This window comes from Bacillota bacterium (assembly GCA_024653485.1).
Taxonomy (GTDB): Bacteria; Bacillota; SHA-98; order UBA4971; family UBA4971; genus UBA6256.
Genome location: JANLFY010000008.1, coordinates 110,645 through 136,780, shown reverse-complemented (window position 1 = coordinate 136,780; position 26,136 = coordinate 110,645). Strand labels below are relative to the sequence as shown.

The window sequence follows — 26,136 nt, the reverse complement described above, 5'->3', positions numbered from 1 at the left end:
GTGGAAGAGCCGGCGAACCCAATAGGAACCTCAAGAGCAGGATTTCAGGGATGCGCGGATGGGCTGGCTGTCCGGCAAGGCTCCGAGACTGGCCGAGCTCTCGAGGATCGGGTGAACATTGAGGCAACAAAGCCTTTCGAAGAGAGCTTCATATGCGCTTCTCGTCACGGCACTGCTTGCCTTCATCTCGTCCCTACTCATGCTTAACCTGGCGTGTGCTAGACCGGATGTCCTCGCAGACGCGGGACGGCGCACGCAAGACGCAAGGGGCGGCGTGACGGGGGACTTGATTGTGGGCGCCTTTTTGGTGTCCATGGTGGCGGGTGCTGCGACGATCATAGCCCTCTTTGCGAGTTCCTTCACTTTGAGGAGGAAGAAGAGGAAGGACGACTACGAGCGTCTCCCCGAGCCTCGGAGGCTTTCGGCGCAGGATCTTGCGATAATAGCGGCAAGCCTGATCATGACCCTCTCTATGGTGGCGATAGTGTTGGTTACCACGAATGGCCTTATCGAGACCAGCGGCGTCGACACAGGTCACATGCCAGAAGCCCAGAGTCCAGGACAGCCCCAGCCCCGCATCGGAGAATCGTCTTCCCTCGGTGAGCCTCAGCCAGGGTTCGCGCGGGGAATGCCGCGAGGCCGAAGGGGTTGGCTTATCGTGGTGGCAGCAGTGACTCTGACCGCTACCATCATTCTCGCGCATCTGGCGTGGAAGGCGCAGCATGCCCGTAACGCGGTCCCTCGTCTTTCCGAGGCGAAACCGCTCCAACCGCGCGATGACCGGAAGATGGCGGCTGAGCCGCTCGAGCTAAGCATCGACACGATAGACAGAGAGCCCGACCCTCGACGCGCCGTAATTTCATGCTACCGAAAGTTCGAGACAGTTCTCCGTGAGAAGGGCCTGCCGATGCCAGCTACCTATACACCTGAGGAGTATCTCGCGGACATACTCCATCGGTTCCCCGTGACCCCGACGCTCCTCTGGGTACTAACACTTCTGTTTGAGAAAGCCAGGTTCAGCAACCACGACGTGACAGCCGATGACAAGGCCGCCGCCATAGAAGCGTTGAAGAAGATTAGGTTAGATCTGATAGGTCCTCTCTGTGAAAGCACAGGAAACCAGGCGAGTCGGGAGTGAACTTCACTGGTGCACGATACGTCGAGAGAAGAGAAGCTGGGCTTCCCCTGGGAGATCGCCCTTCCGGTTGTTCTGGGGCCGGTGTTCTTCGTTCTCTACGCACTGGCTCCTCAGATCTTGAGGCCTGCGATCTCACGGATCGCAGGAGTCTCTTGCTTTTGGGCGGTATACAGGGCAGCCGTGAGGAACCTCGGCGCGTCAGTGGAATCACCAGGTCCGGCGGCTTTCAGGTCAGGCCGTTTCTCTCGGCCGGCTGTCAGGCCGACCCTAACTGGAACCGGCTCCGTGTGCAGAGAGTTCGATGAATTACGCCACAAGCTCAACATCTCTCTGACCAACTTTGATTACTTGTTGTACACCCTTAGGCTGAAGAGGGCTCCCGAGGAGGTAATTGCGATGGCAGCGGCCATGGAGCACGAGTCAGGACAGGGAGCCACCCCCGAGCAGATTGCGAGGGTGCTCGAGAAGATGGAGGAATGCATATGACAGAGCCTCCGGTCGTCGACAAGGCTCGACAGAAGTGTCACGAGATACTATCCGAAGTCGGTAAGGCAATCGTGGGAAAGGATGAAGTCCTCGAATCGGTCCTGATCGTCCTCCTCGCCAACGGACACGTGCTCATCGAGGATGTACCGGGCGTGGCCAAGACCCTCACGGCAGAGATGTTCGCTCGTGTCCTAGGCTTGAGTTTCAACCGAATCCAATTTGTCCCCGACCTGTTGCCCGGAGATATCACAGGCAGCATGGTCTACAACTCGCGTCTGGAGGACTTCGAGTTCAGAAAGGGACCTATGTTCACCAATCTACTCCTCGCAGACGAGATCAACAGGGGAACACCGAAGACTCAGTCCGCTCTGCTTGAAGCGATGCAGGAGCGGCAGGTGACCGTAGACGGACGGAACTTCAAGCTGGAACCACCCTTCCTCGTAATGGCTACACAGAACCCCCTTGAGTTTGAGGGCACGTACCCTTTGCCGGAGGCCGAAGTCGATCGGTTCATGGCAAGGTTGCGGATCGGTTACCCTTCTTCCAAGGCCGAGCGAGAGATCCTGAGCCGGCGTCAGAGCAGAAAGCGCGACGAGGTTGAGCTCCTGAGAATCGTAGCCAGGGAGGAGTTTCTCTCGCTCCAGGGTACGGTGGAGACGGTCTACGTGAGTCCCGACATTCAGGACTACATAGTAAGAATCGTCCAGGCAACGAGGGATGATCACCGCGTACACGCCGGTTCCTCTCCTCGCGGGACGCTCGCCCTTTTCAAGCTGGCCCGGGCTCGTGCCTTGATGAGAGGCAGGGATTACGTGATCCCTGAGGATGTCAAGTCATTGGCGATGGCGGCGCTCGCCCACAGGATAGTGATCAGACCCGAGCTCTGGGTGGAGCGCGTCAGAGGCGAGGACATAGTTGATGACGTGCTGGACAGGGTTCCGACCCCTGGGCCAGGAGAGGATTGATATGAGAAGCCGTCCGACGCTCAAGTATCGTGCATGGCTCAGTATGGCAGCTTTCTTCACTGTGGCGTGTGTGCTGTGCGGCCGGTTTGAATTCGCCCTCGTGGGAGTTCCCTTTCTCATCAGCCTAGTTCTTGCAAACCTTGACAACGAGGAGCCTTCTTATACAATCGCGTCCGAATGCGCCCGGGAACGGTGTTTTGAGGGTGACACAGTCCACGTTCGCGTCACTATTAGCGCCGAGTCACCTTTGCCTTTCTTGGAGGTCTACCACTTCCTGTGCACCGAAGGCGGACGAGTCGTCTCGACCGAGCGGATGCTGATCTCGATGAGAAGAGGAGAGATACGGCAACTCGAGTCCAAAGTCTCCCTTACGGAGCGCGGAGCGTTCGTGCTCGGTCGCGTCCATTCGAGGGTCTTGAGTCCAACCGGGGCTAAATGGCTTGACGGCACGACTCTTCCGGGCACGGTATGCGTCGTGTATCCGAGAGTTGAGCCTTTGCACGTGAAGATGACCATGACTGGCAGGCCACGGCCATACGGGGGGGATCATGCCTCACGCTTGCCCGGTGAGGGATTTGACTTGGCGGGACTACGCGAATACAGATCGGGCGATCCAATCCGCCGGATCAACTGGCGGGCGTCGTCGCGCTGGAAGCGGCTGTATGTGAACGAGAGTTTCCCTGAACGGAATATCGATGTCATCGTCGTGATAGATACGTTGCGTGACGTCGGGGTAGGGTGCACGACTTACCTCGACTGTGGCGCCCGCGCTGCCGCCAGCACCGCAAGCCATTTCCTGAGTCGCAAGAACAGGGTGGGCATGATCAACTACGGTTGTGTGCTTGAGTGGGTCGTGCCCCGCTCCGGCGCCAGGCAGCTTCACGTGATCCTTGACAAGCTGGCGCGGCTACGCACGTCCGAGAGCTTTGCTTTCAAAGATGTAAAAGCCATACCCGATCGGGCTCTGCCTCCGCGGGCACTCGTTTTCGTCATAACTCCGCTGCTTGATGAAAGGTCCGACAGAATGGTGGGCGACCTGGCGGCCCGAGGTTTCGATCCAGTTGTCATGTACATCTCTCCGATCGAGCTCACTAGGAAGGCGATCGGAGACTCCGTCGCCGACGGACTGGCCCAAAAGTGGTGGACGTTGTTGCAGGAATCACGGGTCAAGAGACTGCGCAACCTCGGAATCACCGTGGCGAAGTGGGATGGGACGGAGCCTCTGGGAGCATGTCTCGGAGGGTCTCTCGGTCCTTCCCGGCGGCACGTCACCGGCGACCGACCAGGCGGCAACTACACTTAATGGAGCGTGCCTATGAAACGATGGTTTTCCTCACTATCTCGACCGGATGTGTCCTAGCCGCATACCCTGTGCTGAAGGTTCCCGCCACTGGTGTGCTGGCCCTGATGTTCATCGCCGTAGGCCTCATGGCTGCCGGACAGCTCTCTCGACGGTTCCATCTGTCCACTTGGGGTGCCGGCGTCGTTGCCCTTGAATACTGTGTCAGCCTGGTTCTGAGTGACAGGTACCCTGGTGTAGTAGAGCCCGTGGTCGTTGGGCTCGGCATCCTCGTCTTCCTAGACTTGAGCCACCTGAGCCTGCTGTCTTTCACGCCCTTTGTGGCCCACGCGACGGCCCTCACCGGTATGGTCGAGACCCGCGCAATTCGCGGCTTCGCGCGGCGCCTCGCGGGACGCGTCGTCGTCATCGCAGCAGTCTCCATCCTCTTGTCGGCGACATCTCAAGAGCTCACCCGCGGTGTGAGCCTGCCGATGCGATCTACCTTCCCGCTGCTGGTAGCAGGCGCCTCTTTGGCTGGACTATCCATGTACTGTCTTACATGTCTCACAGCGCTCGGTCGGTTGTTTGGCGCGGCTTCAAAGGCCCGCCAAGACCGAAGACCCGCTCACTCGCGCGACCCTGAGCAAATTGCAGCACCGCAGCGCGTTTCTCGGAAATCCGGGTAGCGCCTGTCGCCCCCTGGCTCGCTCCGGTTCCTCCCGCTTTCGCAATGGCGGCATCCGGTGTCACGCTCGCTCCCCGCCGCGCTTTCGCCCCCAGTCGGTCCTAATCTCGCAGCAGGTAGCATAGTCGCAGCCTCGCCCAGGTGGGTGGCGATACCGGGACGCCTGCAGGTAGCCACAATGAGGCGGAAAGCCCCGAAACACGCAGCGCGCGATAACGCCGCAGATGCCAGGCGAAGCGACATAGACGCGGAAGCTGTCAAGGTGCGGCGGCCGACTCGGGACGGTCCGGCCCGTTGGTCCGTCGGCCCGTCTGCCACGGCTTGGCCAGCCCGCCGGGCGCGGCCGTGCCGGACGGCACGGGACGGAGCAGCCGCTGGATGTCCCGGAGGCGCCGGGGCCGCCGCGAAGTCGGCAGCGTCAATGCCTGTTCGTGAGCCTCAGGGCTTGAAGTACACGAAGTCCAACTCCCGCCCGTGCAGGTAGTTTCGTACGTTCCTGACGGTGATCTCCCCGAGGCGTCTCGCGCACTCGTACGTCGAGCCACCTATATGAGGCGTCATGATCACGTTGTCGAGCTCGAGCAAATCCCGTGACGGGGGTTCGGTGTCGAACACGTCCAGAGCCGCTCCGCTGATGGTCCTATCCCTTAAAGCCCTGACAAGGTCCCTCTCGTTGACGATTGGCCCCCTTGCCGTGTTGATGAGATACGCGGAAGGCTTCATTCTTCTCAGCTTCTCCGCGTCTATCAGGTGGTAGGTGCTCGGCCCGAGCGGAAGGTGCATTGAAACGAAATCCGCCTTCTCGAGGACCGAATTCAGATCGTGGTACGTGATCGAATGCTTCTCAGCGAATTCAGCGTCCTGCACGGGATCATAGGCCATTACGGTCATCCCGAAACCGAGAGCTCTCAGAGCGACCTTCTTTCCTATGGCCCCCAGTCCAACTATCCCCAGCGTCTTGCCCTCCAGCTCGTGGCCCATGAAGAGCTGCCACCCGCCGCTCTTGACCTTCGCGGCCGCCGCGGGGATCTGACGCGCGCAAGCCAAGACCAGGCCCATCGCGAGATCCGCGACAGCCGACGCGTTTTGGCCAGGCGTGTATGTTATCGTGATACCCCTTCTCTTCGCCTCCTCCAGGTCGATGTTGTCGAGCCCCACTCCATGTTTCGCGATGTACTTGAGTCTACGTGCCGCGTCGAGGACATCCTTGTCGACCTTCTCGACACCCATTATGAATATCTCTACGTCGGCTACGTTGCGAATTATCACGTCCTTGCTCACAGGCTCGTCGCTCAGGACCAGCGCGCACAAATCCAGATCCAGGGCTTCCAGGTCATCTCTCAGCCTCGGATACGCCTCAAAGAACGATTTCCCAAGAGTCAACAGAGCTTTCTTCCTCACACTCATGTCTCGACTCCTCCACCTACCCGATCGAGCCTACCCGATCAAGCCCACGAGTCTAGGCAAGAAGAGAACCAGATCAGGCACGAGAGTCACTATTGCCAACACGACGAAACTGATGAGCAAAAGGGGCGCTAAAGCCCGGTTCAGCCTCTCGAACGAGATCTCCCCCACCGCGCAGGTCGCGTACAGCACGACCCCTACGGGAGGCGTAATGAGACCTATCACCAGGTTGAGTATCATGACTATCGCAAAGTGAATCGGATGCACACCTATTCGTGCCATGATGGGCGCAAGGATCGGCGCGAACAGTATGATGGCCGCACCAGTCTCCATCCACATCCCCACGATGATGAGCAGAAGGTTTACGAGCAGCAGGAGCACGTATCTGTTGTTCGACATGCTGAGCAGGAACCTCGCGATCATCTCAGGCACTCTCTCGGACCCCAGCACCCACGAGTAGATCGACGCGAAGGCCACGATTATGAACAGAGTCGCCGCGGTCTTCGCCGAAGCCTCGAGGGCGGCGACGAGATCCTTGAGCGTCAACTCCCGGTACACGAAGACCGCGACGATGACAGCGTAAAGCACGGCTATTGCGGCAGCCTCGGTGGGCGTGCAGATGCCCAGGAGTATCCCGGCAAGGATGATCAGCGGCATCCCAACGGCGATCAAGCCTTCGCGCCAGATGGTTACGATTTCGCTTCTCTCGTATCGCCTGGTCACCTTAGGGAGTTTCAGTCTCCTACCCATCAGTGCGATGTAGAGTACCTGGGAGAGACCGAGAATGACACCGGGGATAGCCCCTCCCATCAGCACCGCCCCAACCGAAAGGTTCATGATCCCCGCATAGAGTATCGCTGTCGTGCTTGGGGGAATGAGCGGGCTCTGCAGGGAAGACACAGCCGTTAGTGCACAGGCAAAATCCCTGTCATACCCGGTCTCCAGCATGGAATTGATCTCGATCTTCCCCAGGGCGGCAATGTCAGACAGGGCAGCGCCGGAAATGCTCCCGAAGACCGTGCTCTCGATGACGTTCACGTAGGCGAGCCCACCCCTCACCCTCCCCACGAGGAGGTTCACCAACGCGAAAAGCCTTCGTGAGACGCCCGCTCTCACCATTATCTCCGCAGCCAGAACAAAGAGAGGCAACGCCATGAGAACGAAGGAGTTGACGCCGGCAAACATCCTCAACGGAGCCACTATGATGTTGATCGGATTCGTCGTGAGGATGAACGCAATTGACGAGAGTCCGATGGCGAACGCGATCGGCATCCCGGAGATGATCAATATGACCAATATCGCTGTCGCTATCCAAAACGCCGCCACCGTCAGCCCTCCTCTCCGCTCCTCGGCTTGGGAATGAGGGAAATCAGGATCCCGATGAGCTGGATGATCATCAAGGCGAGCCCCACGAGAAGACTCAGTTCCGGAATGATCATCTTTATCCCAAGGGCGGGAGCTATCTCCCTCATCCCGACATTCGGAATAACCCGCACAGCCGAGATGAAAACGTACACAAGGAGCCCGAATGAAAGGAGTTTCGTCATGGTCTCTATCACCGAAAATACCTTCGGTGGCAGCTTCTCAATGAAATACGTCACGCGCAGGTTGTCCCATGAGCGGACCGCCGAGCTCGCGCCGAGGAAGACCAGCCACGCAAGGAGAAAGCGCGCCAGCTCCTCGGTCCAAACGAGCGGGTCCCGAAGCACGTACCTGAAGAACACCTGAATGAGTATGTCGATTGTCATAAGTGCAAGCAGCACATTGGTCATGATCCGGACTCCCTTGTCCAGACGGGCCAGGAAGCCTCTTGTGCACATACGCGATTCCCCTTCCCTGAGGACGTGGAGGTCGACACGCGGTTGGGACGCGGAGAGCGCCACCCGGGAGTCACAGATGGCGCTCTCCCTCGTGTCACCTTCGTTCAGTTCTTCACGGCCTGCAGAACCCGATCCACCATTGCGGGATCGACGTTCTTCTTGAGCCAGTCTATGACGGGTTGCTGCGTCACCGCTCTGAAGGTCGCTTTCTCGGCCTTGGTCGGGATGTAGATCTTCATGCCCAGTTTCTGCAGCTGCTCAAGGGCGAGAGAATCGTTTGCCCTCGAGGTTCCCCGGGCTGCGAATTCCGCTATCTTGCCGGCCTTGATGATGGCGTCTTGCAGGTCTGCCGGCAGGCTTCTCAGCCACTTCTCACTCGTAACGATCATGGCCGAGCCGAGGAGGTGTTCGTCCAACGTATAGTACTTCTGAACCTCCTGGAGCGAACCGCCAATGATGGTGGCCGCGGAGTTCTCCTGACCGTCTACCACGCCCGTCTGCAGGGCGTTGTACAGCTCAAGCCATGCGATGGGAGTTGGGCTTGCCTTGAGAGCCTTGACCATCTCCATGTGAACGGGGATCGTCATGGTGCGGATCTTGAGCCCCTTCATGTCGTCGGCCGTCTTGACCTCTTTCTTGTTGTTGGAGAAGCTTCTGAAGCCGCCGTTGTCGTAGATGGCAAGCACTCTCAGGCCGCTCTTCTTCGCCATGTCGTCAAACATCGACTTCCCTATTGGGCCGTCCCACAACTCGTAAGCGTCGAGCGCGCTGTCGAAGAGGTACGGTATGGAGAAAACCTGGATGTTCGGGTAGAAGGGGGCAACGGCTCCATCTGCGGGTGTGGCGCCCTGCAGCGTCCCGGACAGGATCTGCTGGAGGTTCTCGTTCGCGTCGCCGAGTCTACCGTATGGATAGTTCTCTACGACGATCCTGCCGCTAGAGAGCTTTTCCGCCGCAGCCTTGAACGCCACCATCCCTGCGTACGAGTGGTGCATCACTTGGAGGTCGCCGATCTTAAGGTACGGAGGATCGGTGAATGCTAGCTTGAAGACGATCCGTTCCTGCGCGCCTATGTTCGTCGCACAGAGAACACACACTGCTGTCATAAGGATGATTGTCTTCACCACGAGTTTCTTCATCTTGGCTGTCACTTGCACGTCCCTCCTCTTGTCCTTTTGTCCTTCGGCGCTCGGTCCCCACTCTGCTGCATCAGTGGCTCACTATCTCAGACCAGCCCAGCGTTCCTTAGAGCTTCCTTCATGGCCTCCCTTTCCTCAGGCGTCGGCACGACGTTCGGGTGCCGACCGCTTCCGACTCTGCGGTGTTGGAGGTTTAGCAGCTCCTTTACCTTCCCAGGAAACGGCTTCAAAAGGTAAGTCCGCACTATCGGCACAAGTCGAAGTTGAATCTCCATCGCTGTCCTCTGGTCGCCGCTCTTGAACGCGTTCCATTGCTTCACACACAGCTCCGGCGCGATGGTGATGAGCGCGGAGATCGCGCCGATCGCTCCCGAGACGTAGGTAGCGTATAGCATCTGGTCGCAGGCGCTATATACCTTCGCCTTGGCGTTCCCTGCGCACAATGCGCACATCTCGGCGAGTTTCACCGGGTCCACCTGCTTGATGCCAACCACCTCATCGATCTCCAGGAGCTTCACGAAGTCCTCGGGAGTGATCACGTTAGTGGCAACGACGTTGTAGATGATGATGGGTAGTTGCACTCTACGCGCAATCTCTTTGAAGAACTCGTAGTTCCCCTCGGGAGTACACCCGTAGTAGAACACTGGAGTGACGAGGAGCGCGTCCACTCCGATCGCCTTGGCGTCAAGCGCGGCCCGGATCACATCGGCGGTGGAGTTCCGTATGATCCCCGCGACGACCGGCATGTCGTGAGGCTTCTCTTCCATGATGATCTCCAGGCACCGCCTGAGCTCCGCGTCGGACAAGACCGCCCCTTCGCCTGTGCTCCCGCCACTGCTGATGCCATGGATGCCCCGTTCTACGAGGTACGAGATGTCCTCCCGAAGAGCCTTCTCATCAATGGTGTCCTTCTCCGTGAACGGCACGACAACAGGCGGGATCATTCCCTCAATCGCCCTGGCCATCGTCATCACCCCGCTAGATCAAGTTCAGGCTCTTCATCACGTTCTTTACATTCTCGACCTCCTCTTTCGTGCCCCTTGACAGAGGCAGTCTCGGCAAACCTGCGTCGACCCCGTAGAGCTTGATCGCTTCCTTCCATAGACACACGGGATTGGTCCTGTTGTTCTGCCCCATGATCCGGAGGAGCGGGTAGATCCTCCTCTGCATCCGAGCCGCTTCGGCGATCCTTCCCGCGAGGAATGTGTCTATCATCTCGCGTATCAAGTGGCCGATAACGTGAGACGCTCCACTGATCACGCCGCCTATCCTCTCGGGACCGCCCTGCGCGTACGCTTCGAGAATCATGGTGTCGTCGCCACAGTAGATGATGAAGTCTTCTGGTGTCGCGTTGAGGAAACCCGTGATCTGCTTGGGATTGAGCTCGGCTTCCTCCTTGATGGCCACGATGTTGGGTACCTGCGCGAGGCGGCCGACTGTTGGAGGATCGATGTTGACGCCCGTGAAAATCGGGATGTTGTAGAGCATGATGTTGAGCGATACGGCTTCCGCCACCTTCGCGAAGTGGGCGTACAGTTCTTGCTGATTCGGCTTGGTGTAATACGGTGATACGATCATCACGACATCGTATCCCAGCTCCTCGGCCTTCTTCGCAAGTTTCACGGTCTCCATTGTGGATGCGGCACCCACTCCCGCGATCAGAGGGATCCTCCCTCCCACCTTCTCTTTCATGACTTCGAAGAGCCTTACCCGCTCGTCAAAGGTCATGGTGTGGAACTCGCCGGTAGTGCCCGAAAGGATCAGGGAATCGCCCTTCTTGTTCGCGATGATGAATTCTGCGAGCCTCACGGCCTTCTCGTAGTTGACGCTTTGATCCTCATCGAAGGGTGTGACCATTGGGATCAAGATCTTCCCGTACACTTCTTTGTTGAACCTTCCCATGCGTAAGCGCCTCCCTGCAACGGTATTCACATTGTGCCGCACGCCCCGAAGTAGTCGTGGAGCTTCACATACTTCTGGTACAACCCTTGATACGCGTTCCGATTCCTCTCGTTTGGCCTGTATACCTCGAATACCCCGCTCACCATGTTGTCTACCGCCTCGGTCGGTCTTTCGTATCCTCCTCCCGCCGCGCCCGCCGCCAACGCCCCGAATATAGCCGCACCCAATGCCACAGGCTGCGAAGATGGCGCCACTCTTATTGGCCTTCCCAAGACATCTGCATACACCTGCATCAACATTCGGTTCTTGGTCAAGCCTCCGCAGGCGTGTACGTCCTCGACCGGCCCGGCCCCGGCTTCGTGGGTTTCGATTATCTTCCGTGTGCCGAAGGCCGTTGCCTCGATCAGCGCGCGGTATACTTCTTCGGCCTTCGTCCTCAGTGTGTAGCCGACCACCACGCCCTTGAGACTTGCATCCATGAGAACGCTGCGGTTCCCGTTATGCCAGTCCAAGGCGACAAGCCCGCCCTCGCCTGGGGACAGTCTGGAGGCCTTCTCCTCGAGGAGGTCATAGAGACTCACGCCTCGTGATTTGGCCTCTTCGTAGTAGGCGTACGGAACACAGTTCTCAACAAACCACGCGAAAATGTCCCCGACCGCGGACTGTCCGTACTCGTACCCGTAGAATCCTGGCAGTATCCCGTCCTTCACGAGACCCGCGAAGCCCTTGAAGAACCTGGGCTCTTCCACCATGGTCATGTGACACGTAGATGTGCCCATGATCATGACCATCTTTCCGGGGCGCGCCACGCCGCAGCCGGGCACCCCGGCATGAGCATCGATCGTGGCAGCCGAGACTACCGCACCTTCAGAGAGACCGAGCTCCCGCGCGACCTCGGGCCTCAAGTTGCCGGCCCTTTTCCCTGGGGCCAGAATCGGTCCTTTCAGCTTCTCGTCCACTGCGCCCTCGAACGCGGGATCCAGAGTTTTGAGGAACTGCCGGCTAGGGTAGCCATCCTCATGGTTCCACAGAGCCTTGTACCCGGCGGCACACGCGCCCCTCCACTCTTTCCCGGTGAGGTGCCATACGACCCAGTCCCCCGCCTCGATGAACCTATCGGCGGCCTTGTACACCTCTGGGGCCTCTTTCAGGATTTGGAGCAGCTTGGGAAGCGCCCATTCGGACGATATCCTTCCGCCGTAATACCTGAGGAAACGCTCCCCCCGTTCGGAAGCCACCTGGTTGATGAGATCCGCTTCCGGTTGGGCCGCGTGGTGTTTCCAGAGCTTCACCCAGGCATGGGGATTGTCCTTGAAATCGCTCCTGAAACAGAGTGGCGTGCCGTCGCGCGTGGTCGGGAGGACAGTGCATGAGGTGAAGTCCACCCCGATCCCTATCACGGCTTCTCCACTCACGTGGCCCTTGCGCAGCACCGCCGGGACGGCCTCGTGCATCGCCTTGATGTAGTCCCCTGGGTGCTGCAGAGCCCAGTCCCTTTCCAGCCGCACTTCGGAGTCAGGCAGCGACTCGTCTATGACCCCATGTTCGTACCTGCGCACCTCGTCAGCGACTTCTTCGCCGGTGGCCACGTTCACGAGGAGCGCCCTCAACGATTCCGTGCCGAAGTCAAGGCCGATTACGTGCCGGGGAACACCGGACAATCCCTTTTCGGTGGGTGAACAACGCGTGGACATGACCTTCAGCCTCCCGAAGTGACAGCCCTTGAAGGTGCTCGCTCAACAGCGAACGGCGCTATCGTTTGAAGACTTTGGTCCTGAATCCGAGCATCCTTCCGAGATGAGTCAGTTCCTTCACCCAGTTCCCGTAAACCGCGTGCGCATGATTCGAGCCGTACACCTGAAGGAGCTCATCCGGATCGATGTCCGCCTTCAGATAAGCGTGGGGCCACAGTGGACTGGTTTCCTTGCACCTTTCGCGGTCATAGTACACGAAGCGCCCGGGGATTATCGCCATCCACTCGCCGTCCTTGTCTTCACACAGACGGGCAACGGTGACCTCCCCTTCGCGACACACGTATTGGACGTGGGCGCCACCTGAAGGATAGTACTTGTCGGTGGGAACGAGGTGCACGTCTCCGATATCCTTGGCGTAGAACACAGACTGGGAGCCGCAGTTGCAGAACACGTACTCGTCGCGCTTCTCATCGTAATCGCGGAAATCCATGAACAACGTAGGCTGGCCAGAGACCCCCTGCAAGAGCCTCATCGTCATCGCGGCTCCCATATCGGCTTCACATGCACACACGACCGGTTCCTTTCGGCCGTGCCAGTCGAAGTTGCTATTTGAGAACGCCTGATTGAGACACGGAACGGCGTAGTCCGTGACTTCACTGAGCTCGGGTTGGCACTTTACGCCGTAGAAGTCTATCCCCTTTTCCCGGCATATTTCACGAGCCGCCTCGTACAGCCGGATCTGGTTCTTGATCTTTTCGTCCGGCACCCTCGGGTCTATGTAGCCGACGTTTTCCGCGAGCCAAGCATAGGCGTGGTCGACGACGCCGGAGTCTATCCTCTTGGCGCGCTCCAGCAGCACGACCTGGTCTATCTGTTCGACGTCCACTCCGTAACGCTTGATCCAGTCGTTCGGATCTCGGACGGCGGTACCCATGCCCATGCTGCGGCCGCCAAAATTGCAGTAAGTTTCGCCCACGATCTTGCTCGCGGTCCCCGCGGCCCGCGCCCACGCGAGGAACTCTTGCTGGACGTCCTCCCCCTGTATGTCCCCGATGATTCGTGGATGGTACAACCCCATCTTGTCTATGGTTCCGCCGCTGCACAGAAGCCCCACTAGCGCCGGCCGAAGAGGATCCTTGTTGGTATAGCCGGCTATGGGTCCTCCATAGACCCGGGCGAACATGGCTGCCTCCCGGGCAAACGTCCACATGTTGTGGGCTATGGCGACGCCGGCCACATCCTCGGCCCGCATCCTCTTGGCAGAGGCGACCGCTTCCTCCATGGTATGGATGATCCGATCCTCCACGACGAGCTCCAGGTCAAATCCGGTCGCGTCCGCCTTGGCCTCGAGGATCCTTTTCATCATGTGCAGGTAATCCCTGTTGTGCTGCTCGTCCGGACAGTGTATCTCCGGCCTTTCGTCCGAGATGGCAACTAGACCGATTCGGGTCTTGCTACTCGATAGCACCTTGACAAGCCCCCTCATGCCAAAGTCTCTTTATGCTTGAGCACCCTTGCCTTGCTCAACGGCACCTGTTCCGAGAGCGCCGCACGACTCCCGAATGACGAGCTCCGGCTTGAGCACGATCTCCTTTCGCTCGGGCGGAGCCGTCCCGAGTATCCTCTGAAAGAGGATCTCTCCGGCCAATGTCCCCATGGTATACGTCGGCTGCCTCACCACAGTCAGAGGAGGCGTGAAGAACTCAGCCCACTCCGAGTCGTCGAAGCCGACCACAGCCATCTGGTTCGGTATCCTGACCTTTGCCTCCGCAAGAGCCTTCAAACACCCGATCGTCATGGCGTTGTTGGAGATGAAGATCGCCGTGGGACGAACGTTGGCGCCGAGGAGCGCCTTCGCCGCCTCGTACCCTCCCTCGATGGTGAACCCTCCATCCTTGATCAGCTCTTCCTCAGGCTCGAGGTCGTGGTCATTGAGCGCCTCCACATATCCCCGCAGTCGCTCGCGTCCTGTGAGAGTATCGCGCTTTCCTGTGATGAGTCCGATCCGGCGATGCCCGAGCTGCAACAGATGCGCGACAGCTTTGTACGCTCCGTCTCGGTTGTCAACCACAATGGCGTCTGCCGGGATCTCCTCACACACTCGGTCAATGAACACGAAAGGAAGCACGTGCCTGTCGACCTTTCCCAGGTGGCGATCGCGCTCTGATGTGACGGCGATTACGAAGCCATCAACGATCCTGCTCCGGAACACATCGATGTACTTCTGCTGCTTGGCCGGGTCCTCGTCTGTATTGCACAGCATGACCCTGTAATCATACTTGCTCGCTACGTCCTCGACTCCCCGCGCCACCGACGTGAAGAACTGGTTGCGCACGTCCGGGATGACGAGGGCGATTATGTTGGTCTTGCCCCTCACCATGCTTCGAGCGACGTTGTTGGGTTGATATCCGAGCTTCTTGATGGCTGCCACTACCCTTGCCCGCGTCTCTGCCGAGCCGTAATCAGGGTCGTTCAACACCTTAGAGACACTGGCTATCGACACTCTTGCTTCTTTCGCTACATCCCTTATGGTAGGCATCAGATATCAATGACCTCTCACGACGTTGTACGAAAACGTTTTCTCATGCTCTGGTACGGATAATACTACACGCGTGGCCAAAATCCTTCTATGCATTGGGCACCATGGAAGAAAGTTTATAAAACGTTTATCACAGTCTCCTAGTAGTAGAGATGTGGGAAGGGAACCTTGGTACGCACGACATCACCGCAACTTGTCACCATCGGCTAGCCGGAGAGGGTTTTCTTTGCGTGGCATGTAACCGCGGCACGGCACGGAGGACATGTGAGGGCGCGAACGGCCTGTGATTGAGGTGGAGTTCAGACGAAAAAGGGACGACTTGGTCACGCGCGGTGGGCATGCCGGACCACCCTACGAGACACCAGACGCGCGGTGCTTGGGAGCTTGGGAGTTCATGAATTTCGATACGCGATCGCCCCGTACCAGGGCTCATGGGAGACTGCTGCCCTATGGCGGGAAGCTCAGGAATTCACCACACCCTTGGGCGGAAGCATTCGAGGACGGCAGCGTTGAACTTGCCTTGGCACCGCACAAGATCGTTACTGCGGAACTGTCTTGTGAGATCATCGGGATGTAGCTATGATCCGCATCCTGGAAGAGGTCCAGGACCGGACGCCTCCACCGGGTTTGACCGACACTCCTTGCCGTGTAGATCCAGGACAAGCTGAGCCTCACCGCGGCCTATCCCCGCCCGTCTCGCGATCTCAGGCAGGGTCAGACCTTGGTCGGCAAGGTGCAGCACTAGAGCGTGTCTCTCGGAAACCCCGATAGCGCCTGTCGCCCCCTGGCTCGCTCCAGTTCCTGCCACCTCAGCACGAGCTGCATCCGGTGTCGCGCTCGCTTCCGGGTGCGCTCCCGCCCCCGGCTCTGTGCTCGCGGCAGATCCCGCGGTCGCGTCTTCGCCCACGTCTACGGCGATACCGATGACGCCTTCATCAGCGTGGCAAGCCTCCTGTCCCTGCGCAGCGCCAGCGATAATCGGCGCACGCGGAGGCACAGGTGATGAGGCGGCCTCCAGCTTGCCGCCTTGTCTGGCTTCGCGCTCGAGCGCCGCAACAGTTGCCTTCAGTTGCTTGATCCTGTCCTCCGCCTCGTCGAGGAGCCGGGCGGCGGCCTCAGCCTTGGCCTCGAGATCCTGTATTGCCCTTGCCGCAGCTTCCTCTATTGCGCGAGTTGCGTCACGAGTAGCATCGTCGGGGCCTGCGGGCGAGACTCTTGTCTCCCTTGCGCCCTTGTCACGGCCTCGGTGCCGTTCCCCTGCCCCGCGTCCGTCCCGGGATCGGTCCGTTCCATCATTACCGCGTCCCTCCAGGATGGCTTGCACGCGGCGCTCTCCCAGCGTCATCCCGAAGGAAAAGGCTATGAACAGTATTCCGGCCACACACATGAGTGCCGCGACGAGGATGTCCCACGGCACCTGAGATAGCATCGGACTCTGCACGCTCTAAACCTCCACGTCGATTATTCTCCCTGGCATCACGGGTTCACCGCCCGTCCCGTCCCGGCTGTGCCTTGCCGCGGGGGTTCCGGCAGCCCGCGCTCCGCCACCGGCTTCCACTCTAGCTCCAGCACCAGCTCCAGAGCCTGCGGCAGCTCCAGAGCCTACGGCGGCTCCAGAGCCTACGGCGGCTCCAGAGCCTACGGCGGCGTCAGCGCCTGTCGCGATCCCAGCTCCTGGAGCGCCGTCCGGCGCGCTGCTTCCCGCGCCACGCTCTCGCCCCGCCCGCTCCTCGCCGGACTCGCCGTTCCGCGAACCGCGACGGCGCCTTTCCTTCTCGTCCCGGATTGCCTCCTCTTCGGACCTGGGCGACGATGTCACTCTCGTGGACTTCTCCTCAGCGCGCTTCGAGAGCTCCGCCGCAAAAGCCTGCTGCCCTGCGGCGCCCACGTCGTTCTGCACGCGTTGGACTCGTTCGGCCTCCGTAGCCCGCGCCACCGCGTGCTGGACGTCGACGGAACGCACGGACATCCTCGTCACCCCCTTCGGTCGCGTGTTTATGGCAAAGTCGCAATCCTCGAGTCAAGGCACGCGCGCCCGAGCCTGCCAAGAATCCATCCTGCGCGTCCGGTCAGTCGGCCACTCGCGCCCGGCGAGCCTTATCGGTACCGCATCTACTCGAGCACCGAGTCGAACGCTCAGCCATGAGCTCGCCTGGTCCCGCCCGCTACCTTCGTGTCACTTGCCTCACCGGGCGCCAAACGCGACCTAAGCCTAAGGACTGCACGGGTGTGGAGTTGCGAGACCCGCCCCTCAGAAACACCCAGTATCTCAGCTATCTCCTTTACTGTCAGCTCATCGTAGTAGTGCAAGGTCACCACGAGCCTCTCCCGCTCGGGCAGCTCGTCGATGGCCCTGGCGAGCCGCTCCTTGAGATCCTCCACCTCACACACGGCGAGCGGGTCGGGGGTTTCCATGTCCGGGACGGCATCCAGCAAGGTCACGTGGCGACCGTTCTCGCTCATCTGAATCATCTCGTCAAGGGACAGAACTGCGCCGCGCGAGGCGTCCGCCACCATCCTCTGAAACTCCTCCAGGCTGACCCCCATTTCCGCCGCGACCTCCTCATCGGTTGCCGCCCTCCCCAGCTCTTTCTCGAGGCTGGCATACACACGCGCGATGCGCCTTGCGTTCTGCCGCACGGACCTCGGCACCCAGTCCGCCTCTCTCATCCCGTCCGCCATGGCGCCCTTGATACGGGTCGTCGCGTAAGTCTCGAATTTCACGCCCCGGCCGGGATCGAACTTCTCAACCGCCTCGATGAGCCCAATGACTCCCCAGCCCACCAGGTCCTCGTACCCAACCACCGCCGAGAGCTTCATCGCCATCCTACCAGCGAGGATCGGGACCATCGGCAGGTAATGGGAGATGAGGCCATGCTTGGCCTCGGGATCTCCCGCGAATTTGTACTGATTCCAAAGCTCTTCGGTAGCCACGGCGTCACAACAACCCCTTGCGGCGAAGTTCGAGTTGCCGCTGCAAGACGTACCTGGCTAGCGCGTCGCGTTGCCTCTCGTCGATCTCCCTGAACTCCACCGCCATCTCTTGAACCATCCCGGCCTCCGTTTGGCCCGTTGACATCCTCACCACGACCCCTCTTACGGCGATCTTGCCGCAAGGAAGCTCCAATTCCACGTCGACCTCGGACCCGATCCGAAGATCGGGCCTGGACTGCCACGTCACGATGAGAGCGCCGCCGCCGGATACGTTCGTCACCGTGCCTTTGTGAGGGGCGAGCCGCCCATTGTCCATAGGGCCGAGGCAACGGTACCTCGCCGGAAGCGACACGTCCGCTCGCGCGTACTTCCTTCTCTGCTCGCGCACTACCTCCGAGGGTTTCGCCAACTGGATCATGGGAAACGGGTATGTGATCACAGCTTCTACGACGGTGTCAGCCTTGTACACCCCATCTTCGCGCACCGCCTGGATGCGGACTGCCTCGCCTTCCTCGAGCTTGAGCACCACACCCTTGTGTGTCGGAGCCGCCACCACTATAGCGTCAAGCCCGATGTCCTCAACGCGGCTAGGGTAGCTGCCTGCGTTGCGTCCGTCCGGCACCACCAGCGTCACCCTTTGGTTGACTTTGAGCACGTCCTCGACTTCCACGGCGGCCATCCCCCCGAGCCGCTCCTCCGCTGAGGCGGAGGCTCATGATCGCGCAGCTATCCTCCCAAGGAACCCCACAAGACCCTGTCCGACAAAGCCTCTGAAAGAGGACCCCTCCAGCCGCTTGCTCTGCAACCTTTCAGCGATCTCGCCCACGGCGCGCGAAGCGGGGCACGACGGATATCTAACCACGAACGGAACCTGCTGCATGACCGCTTTCGTCACGAGCTGGTCCCTCGGCACGAACCCCAGCAGCTTGACGTTCACCGAAAGAAACCTCTTGGCAACCAAGGTTATCTTCTCGGCCGCATCTTCCGCTTCCTGCAGATCCCGCGCCATGTTCACCACGAGCATCACGGGAGCCGCGGGGTTTTCGCATGACACCACCTTCACGGTGGCGTACGCGTCCGCTATGGACGTCGGCTCCGGCGTCGTGACCACGACTACCTCCTCTACCGCGGCGAGGAACCCGACCACGCCCGGGGAGAGTCCGGCCCCGGTATCGACGACTATGAAGTCCGCCTCATTCTCGAGGGCCGCCAGCGCTGACACCAGGACCGCCCGCTCCGACTCTGGAAGACGCAAGAGAGAGGTCACGCCTGAGCCGCACGGGATTATCTTTATTCCGCCAGGCCCCGACACCGCTATGTCAGCGAGGCTCACTTCCCCCGCTGCCACGTGCGCCAGGTTGTACCGGGAGACTATGCCCAGCATGACATCGATGTTGCCTAGGCCGAGGTCGGCGTCGAGCACAACCACACGTGACCCCGCTGAGGCTAGCGCAATCGAGGTGTTCAGCACGATGCTCGTCTTGCCGACCCCGCCTTTTCCACTGGTGACTGCTATGACCCGGGGTACACCCGACGACAGCTCGGTCCCGCTCCGCGCCATGTCGCGAAGGCCTCTCGCCTGGTCGTTCATCTCACTTCCCACCCATTCCCTTGAATCTGTCTCGCGACGAATCCGTCTCTACACCCGCAACACCCGCACCCGCAACGTCTTCCGCGCCGGCACGCGTGCCGGCCCCGCCGTTCCTCGTGTCGCTTCGCGCGCTGCCTTCGATGTCCCCGACTCCCCCATCAAGGATCCACCGAGCGAGTTGGGCAGCGTCCGCAACCTCGATGTCCTCGGGCACATTCTGCCCGTAGGTCACGTATGAGATCGGCAGCTTCACGGCACTCGTCACCCCGAGGATCGGGCCAAGGCGTAAGGTCTCGTCCAGCTTGGAGAAGATGAGCCTGTTCACGCCGCATGGACTGAACCTTTCCACTGTCTCGAGAAGGTCGCGCGGCCTCGTGGTCATGCTCAGGACGAGGTGCGTCTCGTCCACCTGCGCCGCCTCGAGAAATGCTCTGAGCTCGGCCATGTGCATGCTGCTCCTGGGGTTCCTCCCGGCGGTATCGATGAGCACGAGATCACACCCATCGTGAGACGCGAGAGCTTGACGCATCTCTGAGGGCGTGTACACCACCTCACACGGAACCCTTATTATCTCGGCGTACGTGCGGAGCTGCTCCACAGCGGCTATCCTGTAGGTGTCGGCGGTGATGAAGGCCACTTTCTTCTTGCCGAAGAGCGCGGTGAGAGCCGCCACTTTCGCGAGGGTCGTGGTCTTCCCCACGCCCGTGGGTCCCACCAAGGCAACGACCCTGCGTGATCCGGGAGTGAGCGCGACTCCCCCCGCCACCGGAAGCATAGCGGTGATGAGGTCGAGCACCAGTTCGTACGCGGACTTCCCGGCCACTTGCGCCTCACGCCACTTCATCTTTGCGGCCTGGACGAGCGCCTGCGCGAGATCGGGATCAAGGTCCATGTCGAGAAGACGTTCGTGGATTTCCACGAGCCGCGCCGCAGGGGTGCTCTCATAGGCGCGCCCGGCGGCCGCCGTCGCCACCGGCCGGGGCCACTCGGGGAAGTCGTTTCCCTCGCGCTCCGTGACTTCACGCGGGCTGGCTCGCCGGACGGCGCCTCCATCCGAGCGTGCCGAGTTCCTCTTGTTGGCACTGCCGACAGTGCGACCAGCCACGACCCTTCCGCTCGACGGGCTTCCCTCTGGTGTCTGCCCGCTCGCCGGCGTTGCGCCCGCGTGCGTGCCGACGACTCCCCTGGTCCCGATGGTCGTGCGTCCCATACCGGCCGACCGGCCTGCCTCGGGAACGTTCACGTCCAGCGCGGCAATGACCTCGAACCTCTCTCCTCCAAGCAATCCCGCGATCTTCCCTCTGCGAGCCTTGCGCGTATGGAGTATCACGGCGTCGGGTCCGAGGTCCTCGCGCACGGTGTCGAGGGCTTCCTGTATCGTGCGGGCAACGTATCTCTTAATTCTCATTCAGGCTCACCGTCCCGACAGACCTAACCTTTTGGTCCCTGGTGATCTCGTTGTACGATAGAACGACGACGTCCGGCAGCACCCTTTCCACCATTCTCCTTAGATACGGCCGCACACCAGGTTTCGTGATCAGGATTGGCTGGTAACCTTCCTGTGCCATTCTCTCCACCGCTCGGGACACTGCGCGCACCACAGCATGCACCAGCCTTGGTTCGAGCGCAGGTGACTCGACCGCGCCGCGACTTTCGACGGACCTCGTTATCTCCTCCTCGATTTCCGGGTCGATCGTCGCCACCACGAGCTCTCCGTCGACGTTGCGATACTGCCTGCATATCATGCGGGCGAGGGCCGCTCTGGCGTATTCGGTGAGGACTTCCGTGTCCCGCGTCTCCCGCGCGTGGTCGCCAAGGGCCTCGAGAATCGTCGCCACGTTTCGGATCGGCACCCCCTCCCTCAGGAGGTTCTGCAGCACCTTCTGGACCTCCCCCACCGTCATCAGACCGGGGATGAGCTCCTCCACAACGGCAGGCTCCGTCTTTCTCACGTTTTCGATCAAGTTCGCCGTGTCCTGCCTGCTAAGTATCTCCGCCGCATGACGGCGGATGACCTCGGTGAGGTGCGTCACTATCACTGACGTTGGATCGACCACGGTGTAGCCTGCCATCTCCGCCCTCTCCCGGTCCTGTTCAGGCACCCAGAGAGCGGAGAGCCCGAACGCGGGCTCGATGGTCTCGATGCCGGGGACGGGTTCCACGACGATGCCGGGGTTCATCGCGAGACAGTACCCCAACATGACCTCTCCCCGCGCGACTTCGACGCCGCGGATCTTGATGGCGTACCCGGACGGCCGGAGCTGTATGTTGTCTCTGATCCGGATGTGAGGGAGCACGAGCCCTAGATCCACTGCGACCTGGCGCCTCACCATGGTAACCCGTTCCAGCAGGTTTCCACCCTGGTTCTCGTCGGCAAGGGAAACGAGGCCGTACCCTATCTCGAGCTCGAGGGGATCCACCGCCAGGAGAGACATTACGTTCTCGGGCTGCTTTGGCGCTGGCGGCGCTTTCTCGGCCTCTTCCTCGCCCTTCGCCCTGGCCCGCTCCGCGCCGGCCATGGCGTACGAAAGCGCGCCTGCCGCAGCCGCTAGCAAGAAAAAGGGCGCTTTCGGGAGGCCCGGCACCATGCCGAAGAGCACGAGCATTCCCGCGGCAACGGCCACCGCTCTGGGTTGGGCGAGCAGCTGTGTCGTGACCTCCTGGCCGAAATTCGACTGCGCTGCGGCCCGGGTGACGATGATGCCCGTCGCAGTGGAGATCAGAAGGGCGGGTATCTGCGATACCAGACCGTCCCCCACCGTCAGGAGCGCGAACGTCTGAAGAGCCTGCATGGCCGGCATCCGCAGCTGAATCATGCCGATGACCACGCCGCCCAAGATGTTCACAAGGGTGATGATGATGCCGGCTACGGCATCGCCGCGCACGAACTTGCTGGCGCCGTCCATGGCGCCGTAGAAGTCCGCCTCGAGCTCTATCGCCCGCCTTCTGGCCCTGGCAGTCTGCTCGTCGATGAGGCCGGCGTTGAGGTCGGCGTCGATGGACATCTGCTTGCCCGGCATCGCGTCGAGAGTGAACCTCGCCGCCACCTCGGCCACGCGGCCCGCGCCGTTCGTGATCACCACGAACTGGATGACCACCAGGATGATGAAGACTACCATGCCCACCACGTAATTGCCGCCTACGACGAAGTTGCCGAACGCCTCGATGACCCTGCCCGCATAGCCGTGCAACAGAATCAACCGCGTCGACGATACGTTGAGGGCAAGCCGGAACAACGTGGCCACCAGGAGCAGTGAAGGAAACGACGAGAACTCCAAGGCGTCGCGGGTGTACATGGTCAGCAGGAGCACCACGAGAGAGAGCGTGATGTTGAAGGTCAGGAGCACGTCGAGGATGAACGTGGGCACGGGCACTATCATCATCACGAGGATGACGACCACCGCCACGGCCACCAACACATCGCTGTGCCTCGACAGCCTGTCCATTGTCACGCCCTGAACTCGTCCTACCGCCATTTAGCCACGTCACCTCCACCGGCCGGTGCGCCCTGCCCTCTTGTCGAGGTAGTATACGTACGCGAGGATCTCCGCGACCGCCTTGTACAAGTGCGCCGGGATCTCGCGACCTATTTCCACCGCCTTGTACAGGGCTTGGGCCAGAGGCTTGTTCTCGACGATCGGAACGCCGTTCGCCGCCGCGAGATCCCTTATCCTCTGGGCAAGCAGCCTCGCTCCCTTGGCCACGACCTTCGGTGCCTTCATCGTGCCTGGGTCGTACTTCAGCGCCACGGCAAGGTGCACCGGGTTGGTGACCACGACATCCGCCTTTGGGACCTCCTGCATCATCCTGTGCATCGCGATCTGACGCTGCCGCGCGCGGATCCTCGCCCTGAGCATTGGATCTCCTTCCGTTTGCCTGAGCTCCTCCTTCACTTCTTGCTTGGTCATCCTGATGCTCTTCTCGAACTCCCACCTTTGATACGCATAGTCCATCGCAGCCAGCACCGCGAGGGCGATGCCCACGCGAAAGCCGAGCCGCAACCCCAGGTTCCCCACGGTCGCGAGGATCTGCCCGGGTTCCATGACGCCTGTAGCGACGAGCGCCGGATAGTCCTGTCGAAGGGTCACGTAACCGTAGTACCCTACTATGAGCACCTTGGCGCACGACTTCATCAGTTCCGCGAGGGCCCTCCCCGAAAAGAGCCTGGACAGTCCGGCAGCGGGATCTATCCTCGAGAGCTTTGGGGCGATCGGTTCCAGGGACACGACCAACCCGACTTGGGCAAGGTTCGTCGCTAGCCCCGCCACAAGCCCGGCAGCCATGGCAGGCCCCGCGGCCTTCCCCACTGCGATGAGGGCGTCCATAGCGAGGGCGTACAGGCCTTCGGGCGAGAGATCCGGGTGCGTCAGGGCGTCGTCCAAAAGATGCCTCATGAAGGCCCCGAGCCCCGAATAGATGAACCCTCCAGACGCGCCGAGCACTCCGAGCGTCGCGAGGAGGATCGCTGCGGAGTTTACCTCGACGCTTCTCGCCACCTGGCCTCGTCTTCGCGCCTCCTGACGCCGTCTTGGCGTCGCGGCCTCTGTGCGGTCGTCACGTGGCACCGCCTATCTTGCACCTCCGAACAGGGCAAGGATATCTCGCTGCAGTCCACTGAACGCGCCCCTAAGGACCATGACGAATAGTGGCAAAGCCACCACCACGGTGAGGAGTCCCACCCCTATCTTCAGCGGAAGGCCCACGATGAAGATGTTCATCTGCGGCACCGTCCTGGCGAGCACCGCCATGACTACGTCGGTCAAAAGCAGTGTACACGTGACCGGCGCGGCTATCTTGAACGCCACCACGAGAGTGTCACAGAACATCCTGACCACGCCAGCTTCCAGCCTCGCGGTGAGGGAGAAGCCCGACACGGGCGCGACCGCGTAGCTCTCGACGAGCCCGGCGAGGACCGCGTGGTGGCCGTTGAACACGAGAAAGAGCAGCATTGCCAGAAGGTACTGAAACTGGCCCATGACCGTGACTTGCCTGTTCGCCACGGGGTCCACCACGTTCACGAGACCGAACCCGATCTGGATGTCCACGAGCTGGCCAGCGAGTTGAACCGCCACCATGAAGAGCGAAGCCACGTAGCCGATGATCGCGCCCACGAGGACCTCTCGCCCCACACATATGGCGTACGCAACGATATCCGTTGGATAGCCTGACGGAGGCGTCTGTACTAAGGGAGTCACGACCAGGCCGAGCACGGCGGACAAGCCCGCTTTTACTTGCAGCGGCACGTTGTGGCTCCCGAAGACCGGCGCTAGCCCAAAGACCCCGCCTATCCGCGCCAGAACCAGAAGGTACGTTTGCACACTAGTGATGGCGGAATCAACGACCCCCACGAGCTCGCTCCTCCGCGACTCATGACTCTTTGACGTCTTTGAACGGACGTCTTTGAACGCTTGCAGCTCGTACAAACCTCGGACAAACGTCGGGCCATGCCTACAACACGTAATTCGGCAGGTTCGTGAACAGCTCTCGCGTGAACTCGACGAGCATACGCATCATCCAAGGCCCGAACACCACGAGCGCCAATATGACCGCAAGGATCTTCGGCACCAATGCGAGAGTCATCTCCTGGATTTGCGTCACCGCCTGGAAGATGCTGACGAGAAGACCCGCAACGAGAGCAAACAAGAGAACAGGCGCTGCGACCTCCAGGGTCACGAATATGGCGCGTTGACCGATCCCCGCTATGACCTCTTCCGTCACAACCGATCACCCGCCGTGCGCATGCGTCAAAATCCCGTCTAGTGAAAGCTGCGGAGCAACGATCCGATAACGAGGTTCCATCCGTCCACCATCACGAACAGCAACAACTTGAAAGGCAAGGAAATCATCACGGGCGGCAGCATCAGCATGCCCATTGACATCAAGACGCTCGCAACGACCATGTCGATGACGAGGAACGGAACGTATATGAGAAACCCGATCTCGAAGGCGGTCTTGAGCTCACTTATCGTGAACGCCGGAATCAGCACGAGAAGCGGCACCTCCGACGGGTTCGCAGGCTGCTTCGCTTTCGCGAGCGCTGTGAAGAGCGCGATGTCTTTTTCCCGGGTCTGCCTGAGCATGAACTCGCGTAGCGGCGCGGCCGCGCGGTCGAGCGCCACCTGCTGTGAGATCTCCCCCTGCAGGTACGGCTGAAGCGCTTGTTCGTTGGCTGCCCCCAGCGTCGGCGCCATAACGAAGAACGTGAGGAAGAGAGCAAGCCCTATGAGAACCTGGTTCGGCGGTACTTGCTGTGAGCCCATGGCGCTCCGGACGAACGAAAGCACTATGATGATCCTCGTGAAAGAGGTGAGCATAACGAGAATGGCGGGCGCAAGGGTCAGCACGGTCAAGAGCGCGAGAATCTGGAGGGACGTCGAGACTTCCTTCGGGCTGTCCGCCGACTCAACTCCCACCTCTATCCTGGGCAGAGGCAACATTCCCCCGATGTCGACGGTGGGCCCCACCCGTGCCGGGATGGGCATGGCCGTCGCCGGAGTCTGTGCCTGGGTCTGCGCCGTCGTGGCCTGTGCGTGCGCCGCCTCCCCGCCCAGCGGTGC

The 26,136-nt window shown here is 60.6% G+C and carries 25 protein-coding genes; 5 read left to right on the top strand and 20 right to left on the bottom strand.

Going from position 1 to position 26,136, the window contains the following annotated elements:
- Positions 1 to 118: 118 nt before the first annotated feature.
- Genes NUW12_08245 through NUW12_08225 form a run of 5 tightly spaced genes read left to right on the top strand, consistent with a single transcriptional unit; the run spans position 119 to position 4,557 of the window.
- A complete protein-coding gene (locus tag NUW12_08245) occupies positions 119 to 1,138 on the top strand; it encodes a DUF4129 domain-containing protein (GenBank protein MCR4402761.1) in 1,020 nt (339 codons plus the stop codon).
- A 9-nt stretch (positions 1,139 to 1,147) separates the two neighbouring features.
- Positions 1,148 to 1,624 (top strand): hypothetical protein, encoded by a 477-nt coding sequence (locus NUW12_08240; GenBank protein MCR4402760.1) that lies wholly within the window; start codon positions 1,148 to 1,150, stop codon positions 1,622 to 1,624.
- Positions 1,621 to 2,589 carry a MoxR family ATPase gene (locus NUW12_08235; protein MCR4402759.1) on the top strand — a complete coding sequence of 323 codons (969 nt, stop codon included), beginning with the start codon at positions 1,621 to 1,623 and terminating at the stop codon, positions 2,587 to 2,589. Before NUW12_08240 ends, NUW12_08235 begins: the two co-directional genes overlap by 4 nt.
- Position 2,590: 1 nt before the next feature.
- On the top strand, positions 2,591 to 3,892 hold the full coding sequence (locus NUW12_08230) for a DUF58 domain-containing protein (GenBank protein ID MCR4402758.1): 1,302 nt from the start codon (positions 2,591 to 2,593) through the stop codon (positions 3,890 to 3,892).
- Complete coding sequence (locus NUW12_08225) at positions 3,892 to 4,557, top strand: hypothetical protein (GenBank protein ID MCR4402757.1); 666 nt, start codon at positions 3,892 to 3,894, stop codon at positions 4,555 to 4,557. The genes NUW12_08230 and NUW12_08225 overlap by 1 nt, the downstream gene beginning before the upstream one ends.
- A 437-nt stretch (positions 4,558 to 4,994) precedes the next feature.
- Here the strand turns inward: NUW12_08225 and NUW12_08220 are convergent, their stop codons facing one another.
- From NUW12_08220 to fliP, 20 genes are all read right to left on the bottom strand, one after another.
- Positions 4,995 to 5,963: a phosphoglycerate dehydrogenase gene (locus NUW12_08220; GenBank protein ID MCR4402756.1), complete on the bottom strand. Its 969-nt coding sequence runs from the start codon at positions 5,961 to 5,963 to the stop codon at positions 4,995 to 4,997.
- A 30-nt stretch (positions 5,964 to 5,993) separates the two neighbouring features.
- Positions 5,994 to 7,286, bottom strand: a complete 1,293-nt coding sequence (locus tag NUW12_08215; GenBank protein ID MCR4402755.1) for a TRAP transporter large permease — start codon at positions 7,284 to 7,286, stop codon at positions 5,994 to 5,996.
- A gap of 2 nt (positions 7,287 to 7,288) precedes the next feature.
- The gene (locus NUW12_08210; protein ID MCR4402754.1) at positions 7,289 to 7,732 is read right to left on the bottom strand and encodes a TRAP transporter small permease; all 444 of its coding nucleotides are present in this window, start codon (positions 7,730 to 7,732) and stop codon (positions 7,289 to 7,291) included.
- A gap of 152 nt (positions 7,733 to 7,884) precedes the next feature.
- Entirely contained in the window at positions 7,885 to 8,931 is a 1,047-nt protein-coding gene (locus NUW12_08205; protein ID MCR4402753.1) for a DctP family TRAP transporter solute-binding subunit, read from the bottom strand.
- A gap of 74 nt (positions 8,932 to 9,005) precedes the next feature.
- On the bottom strand, positions 9,006 to 9,884 hold the full coding sequence (locus tag NUW12_08200) for a dihydrodipicolinate synthase family protein (protein MCR4402752.1): 879 nt from the start codon (positions 9,882 to 9,884) through the stop codon (positions 9,006 to 9,008).
- Positions 9,885 to 9,897: 13 nt separating this feature from the next.
- Positions 9,898 to 10,821, bottom strand: coding sequence for a 4-hydroxy-tetrahydrodipicolinate synthase (gene dapA / locus NUW12_08195; GenBank protein MCR4402751.1), 924 nt, complete (start codon positions 10,819 to 10,821; stop codon positions 9,898 to 9,900).
- Between the two features lie 26 nt (positions 10,822 to 10,847).
- Complete coding sequence (locus tag NUW12_08190; GenBank protein MCR4402750.1) at positions 10,848 to 12,515, bottom strand: ribulokinase; 1,668 nt, start codon at positions 12,513 to 12,515, stop codon at positions 10,848 to 10,850.
- A 58-nt stretch (positions 12,516 to 12,573) separates the two neighbouring features.
- The gene (locus NUW12_08185) at positions 12,574 to 14,001 is read right to left on the bottom strand and encodes a hypothetical protein (GenBank protein ID MCR4402749.1); all 1,428 of its coding nucleotides are present in this window, start codon (positions 13,999 to 14,001) and stop codon (positions 12,574 to 12,576) included.
- A 12-nt stretch (positions 14,002 to 14,013) separates the two neighbouring features.
- Positions 14,014 to 15,054, bottom strand: coding sequence for a LacI family transcriptional regulator (locus tag NUW12_08180; GenBank protein MCR4402748.1), 1,041 nt, complete (start codon positions 15,052 to 15,054; stop codon positions 14,014 to 14,016).
- A gap of 577 nt (positions 15,055 to 15,631) precedes the next feature.
- Positions 15,632 to 16,495 carry a DUF2802 domain-containing protein gene (locus NUW12_08175; protein ID MCR4402747.1) on the bottom strand — a complete coding sequence of 288 codons (864 nt, stop codon included), beginning with the start codon at positions 16,493 to 16,495 and terminating at the stop codon, positions 15,632 to 15,634.
- 3 nt (positions 16,496 to 16,498) lie between these two features.
- Positions 16,499 to 17,023, bottom strand: coding sequence for a hypothetical protein (locus NUW12_08170; protein MCR4402746.1), 525 nt, complete (start codon positions 17,021 to 17,023; stop codon positions 16,499 to 16,501).
- A 167-nt stretch (positions 17,024 to 17,190) separates the two neighbouring features.
- Complete coding sequence (locus NUW12_08165) at positions 17,191 to 17,988, bottom strand: FliA/WhiG family RNA polymerase sigma factor (GenBank protein MCR4402745.1); 798 nt, start codon at positions 17,986 to 17,988, stop codon at positions 17,191 to 17,193.
- Positions 17,989 to 17,992: 4 nt separating this feature from the next.
- Positions 17,993 to 18,658 carry a flagellar brake domain-containing protein gene (locus NUW12_08160; GenBank protein ID MCR4402744.1) on the bottom strand — a complete coding sequence of 222 codons (666 nt, stop codon included), beginning with the start codon at positions 18,656 to 18,658 and terminating at the stop codon, positions 17,993 to 17,995.
- A 42-nt stretch (positions 18,659 to 18,700) separates the two neighbouring features.
- Complete coding sequence (locus NUW12_08155; protein MCR4402743.1) at positions 18,701 to 19,579, bottom strand: MinD/ParA family protein; 879 nt, start codon at positions 19,577 to 19,579, stop codon at positions 18,701 to 18,703.
- A 1-nt stretch (position 19,580) separates the two neighbouring features.
- Positions 19,581 to 20,987, bottom strand: coding sequence for a flagellar biosynthesis protein FlhF (gene flhF, locus NUW12_08150; protein MCR4402742.1), 1,407 nt, complete (start codon positions 20,985 to 20,987; stop codon positions 19,581 to 19,583).
- A complete protein-coding gene (flhA, locus tag NUW12_08145; GenBank protein ID MCR4402741.1) occupies positions 20,977 to 23,055 on the bottom strand; it encodes a flagellar biosynthesis protein FlhA in 2,079 nt (692 codons plus the stop codon). Before flhA ends, flhF begins: the two co-directional genes overlap by 11 nt.
- 9 nt (positions 23,056 to 23,064) lie before the next feature.
- Positions 23,065 to 24,144: a flagellar biosynthesis protein FlhB gene (gene flhB / locus NUW12_08140; GenBank protein MCR4402740.1), complete on the bottom strand. Its 1,080-nt coding sequence runs from the start codon at positions 24,142 to 24,144 to the stop codon at positions 23,065 to 23,067.
- A gap of 3 nt (positions 24,145 to 24,147) precedes the next feature.
- On the bottom strand, positions 24,148 to 24,927 hold the full coding sequence (fliR, locus tag NUW12_08135; protein ID MCR4402739.1) for a flagellar biosynthetic protein FliR: 780 nt from the start codon (positions 24,925 to 24,927) through the stop codon (positions 24,148 to 24,150).
- 100 nt (positions 24,928 to 25,027) lie between these two features.
- Positions 25,028 to 25,297, bottom strand: a complete 270-nt coding sequence (gene fliQ, locus NUW12_08130) for a flagellar biosynthesis protein FliQ (GenBank protein ID MCR4402738.1) — start codon at positions 25,295 to 25,297, stop codon at positions 25,028 to 25,030.
- Between the two features lie 38 nt (positions 25,298 to 25,335).
- Positions 25,336 to 26,016: a flagellar type III secretion system pore protein FliP gene (gene fliP / locus NUW12_08125; GenBank protein ID MCR4402737.1), complete on the bottom strand. Its 681-nt coding sequence runs from the start codon at positions 26,014 to 26,016 to the stop codon at positions 25,336 to 25,338.
- Positions 26,017 to 26,136 lie beyond the last annotated feature (120 nt).

Bases quoted from the DNA above. Each gene is read 5' to 3' on its own strand.
- NUW12_08210 (MCR4402754.1), bottom strand. From the start codon at position 7,732: ATGACCAATGTGCTGCTTGCACTTATGACAATCGACATACTCATTCAG.
- NUW12_08185 (MCR4402749.1), bottom strand. From the start codon at position 14,001: ATGAGGGGGCTTGTCAAGGTGCTATCGAGTAGCAAGACCCGAATCGGT.
- NUW12_08200 (MCR4402752.1), bottom strand. From the start codon at position 9,884: ATGGCCAGGGCGATTGAGGGAATGATCCCGCCTGTTGTCGTGCCGTTC.
- flhA (MCR4402741.1), bottom strand. From the start codon at position 23,055: ATGGCGGTAGGACGAGTTCAGGGCGTGACAATGGACAGGCTGTCGAGG.
- NUW12_08155 (MCR4402743.1), bottom strand. From the start codon at position 19,579: ATGAACGACCAGGCGAGAGGCCTTCGCGACATGGCGCGGAGCGGGACC.
- NUW12_08190 (MCR4402750.1), bottom strand. From the start codon at position 12,515: ATGTCCACGCGTTGTTCACCCACCGAAAAGGGATTGTCCGGTGTTCCC.
- NUW12_08230 (MCR4402758.1), top strand. From the start codon at position 2,591: ATGAGAAGCCGTCCGACGCTCAAGTATCGTGCATGGCTCAGTATGGCA.
- NUW12_08235 (MCR4402759.1), top strand. From the start codon at position 1,621: ATGACAGAGCCTCCGGTCGTCGACAAGGCTCGACAGAAGTGTCACGAG.
- NUW12_08180 (MCR4402748.1), bottom strand. From the start codon at position 15,054: ATGCCTACCATAAGGGATGTAGCGAAAGAAGCAAGAGTGTCGATAGCC.
- fliP (MCR4402737.1), bottom strand. From the start codon at position 26,016: ATGTTGCCTCTGCCCAGGATAGAGGTGGGAGTTGAGTCGGCGGACAGC.
- dapA (MCR4402751.1), bottom strand. From the start codon at position 10,821: ATGGGAAGGTTCAACAAAGAAGTGTACGGGAAGATCTTGATCCCAATG.
- NUW12_08225 (MCR4402757.1), top strand. From the start codon at position 3,892: ATGGAGCGTGCCTATGAAACGATGGTTTTCCTCACTATCTCGACCGGA.
- flhF (MCR4402742.1), bottom strand. From the start codon at position 20,987: ATGAGAATTAAGAGATACGTTGCCCGCACGATACAGGAAGCCCTCGAC.
- NUW12_08170 (MCR4402746.1), bottom strand. From the start codon at position 17,023: ATGTCCGTGCGTTCCGTCGACGTCCAGCACGCGGTGGCGCGGGCTACG.
- NUW12_08220 (MCR4402756.1), bottom strand. From the start codon at position 5,963: ATGAGTGTGAGGAAGAAAGCTCTGTTGACTCTTGGGAAATCGTTCTTT.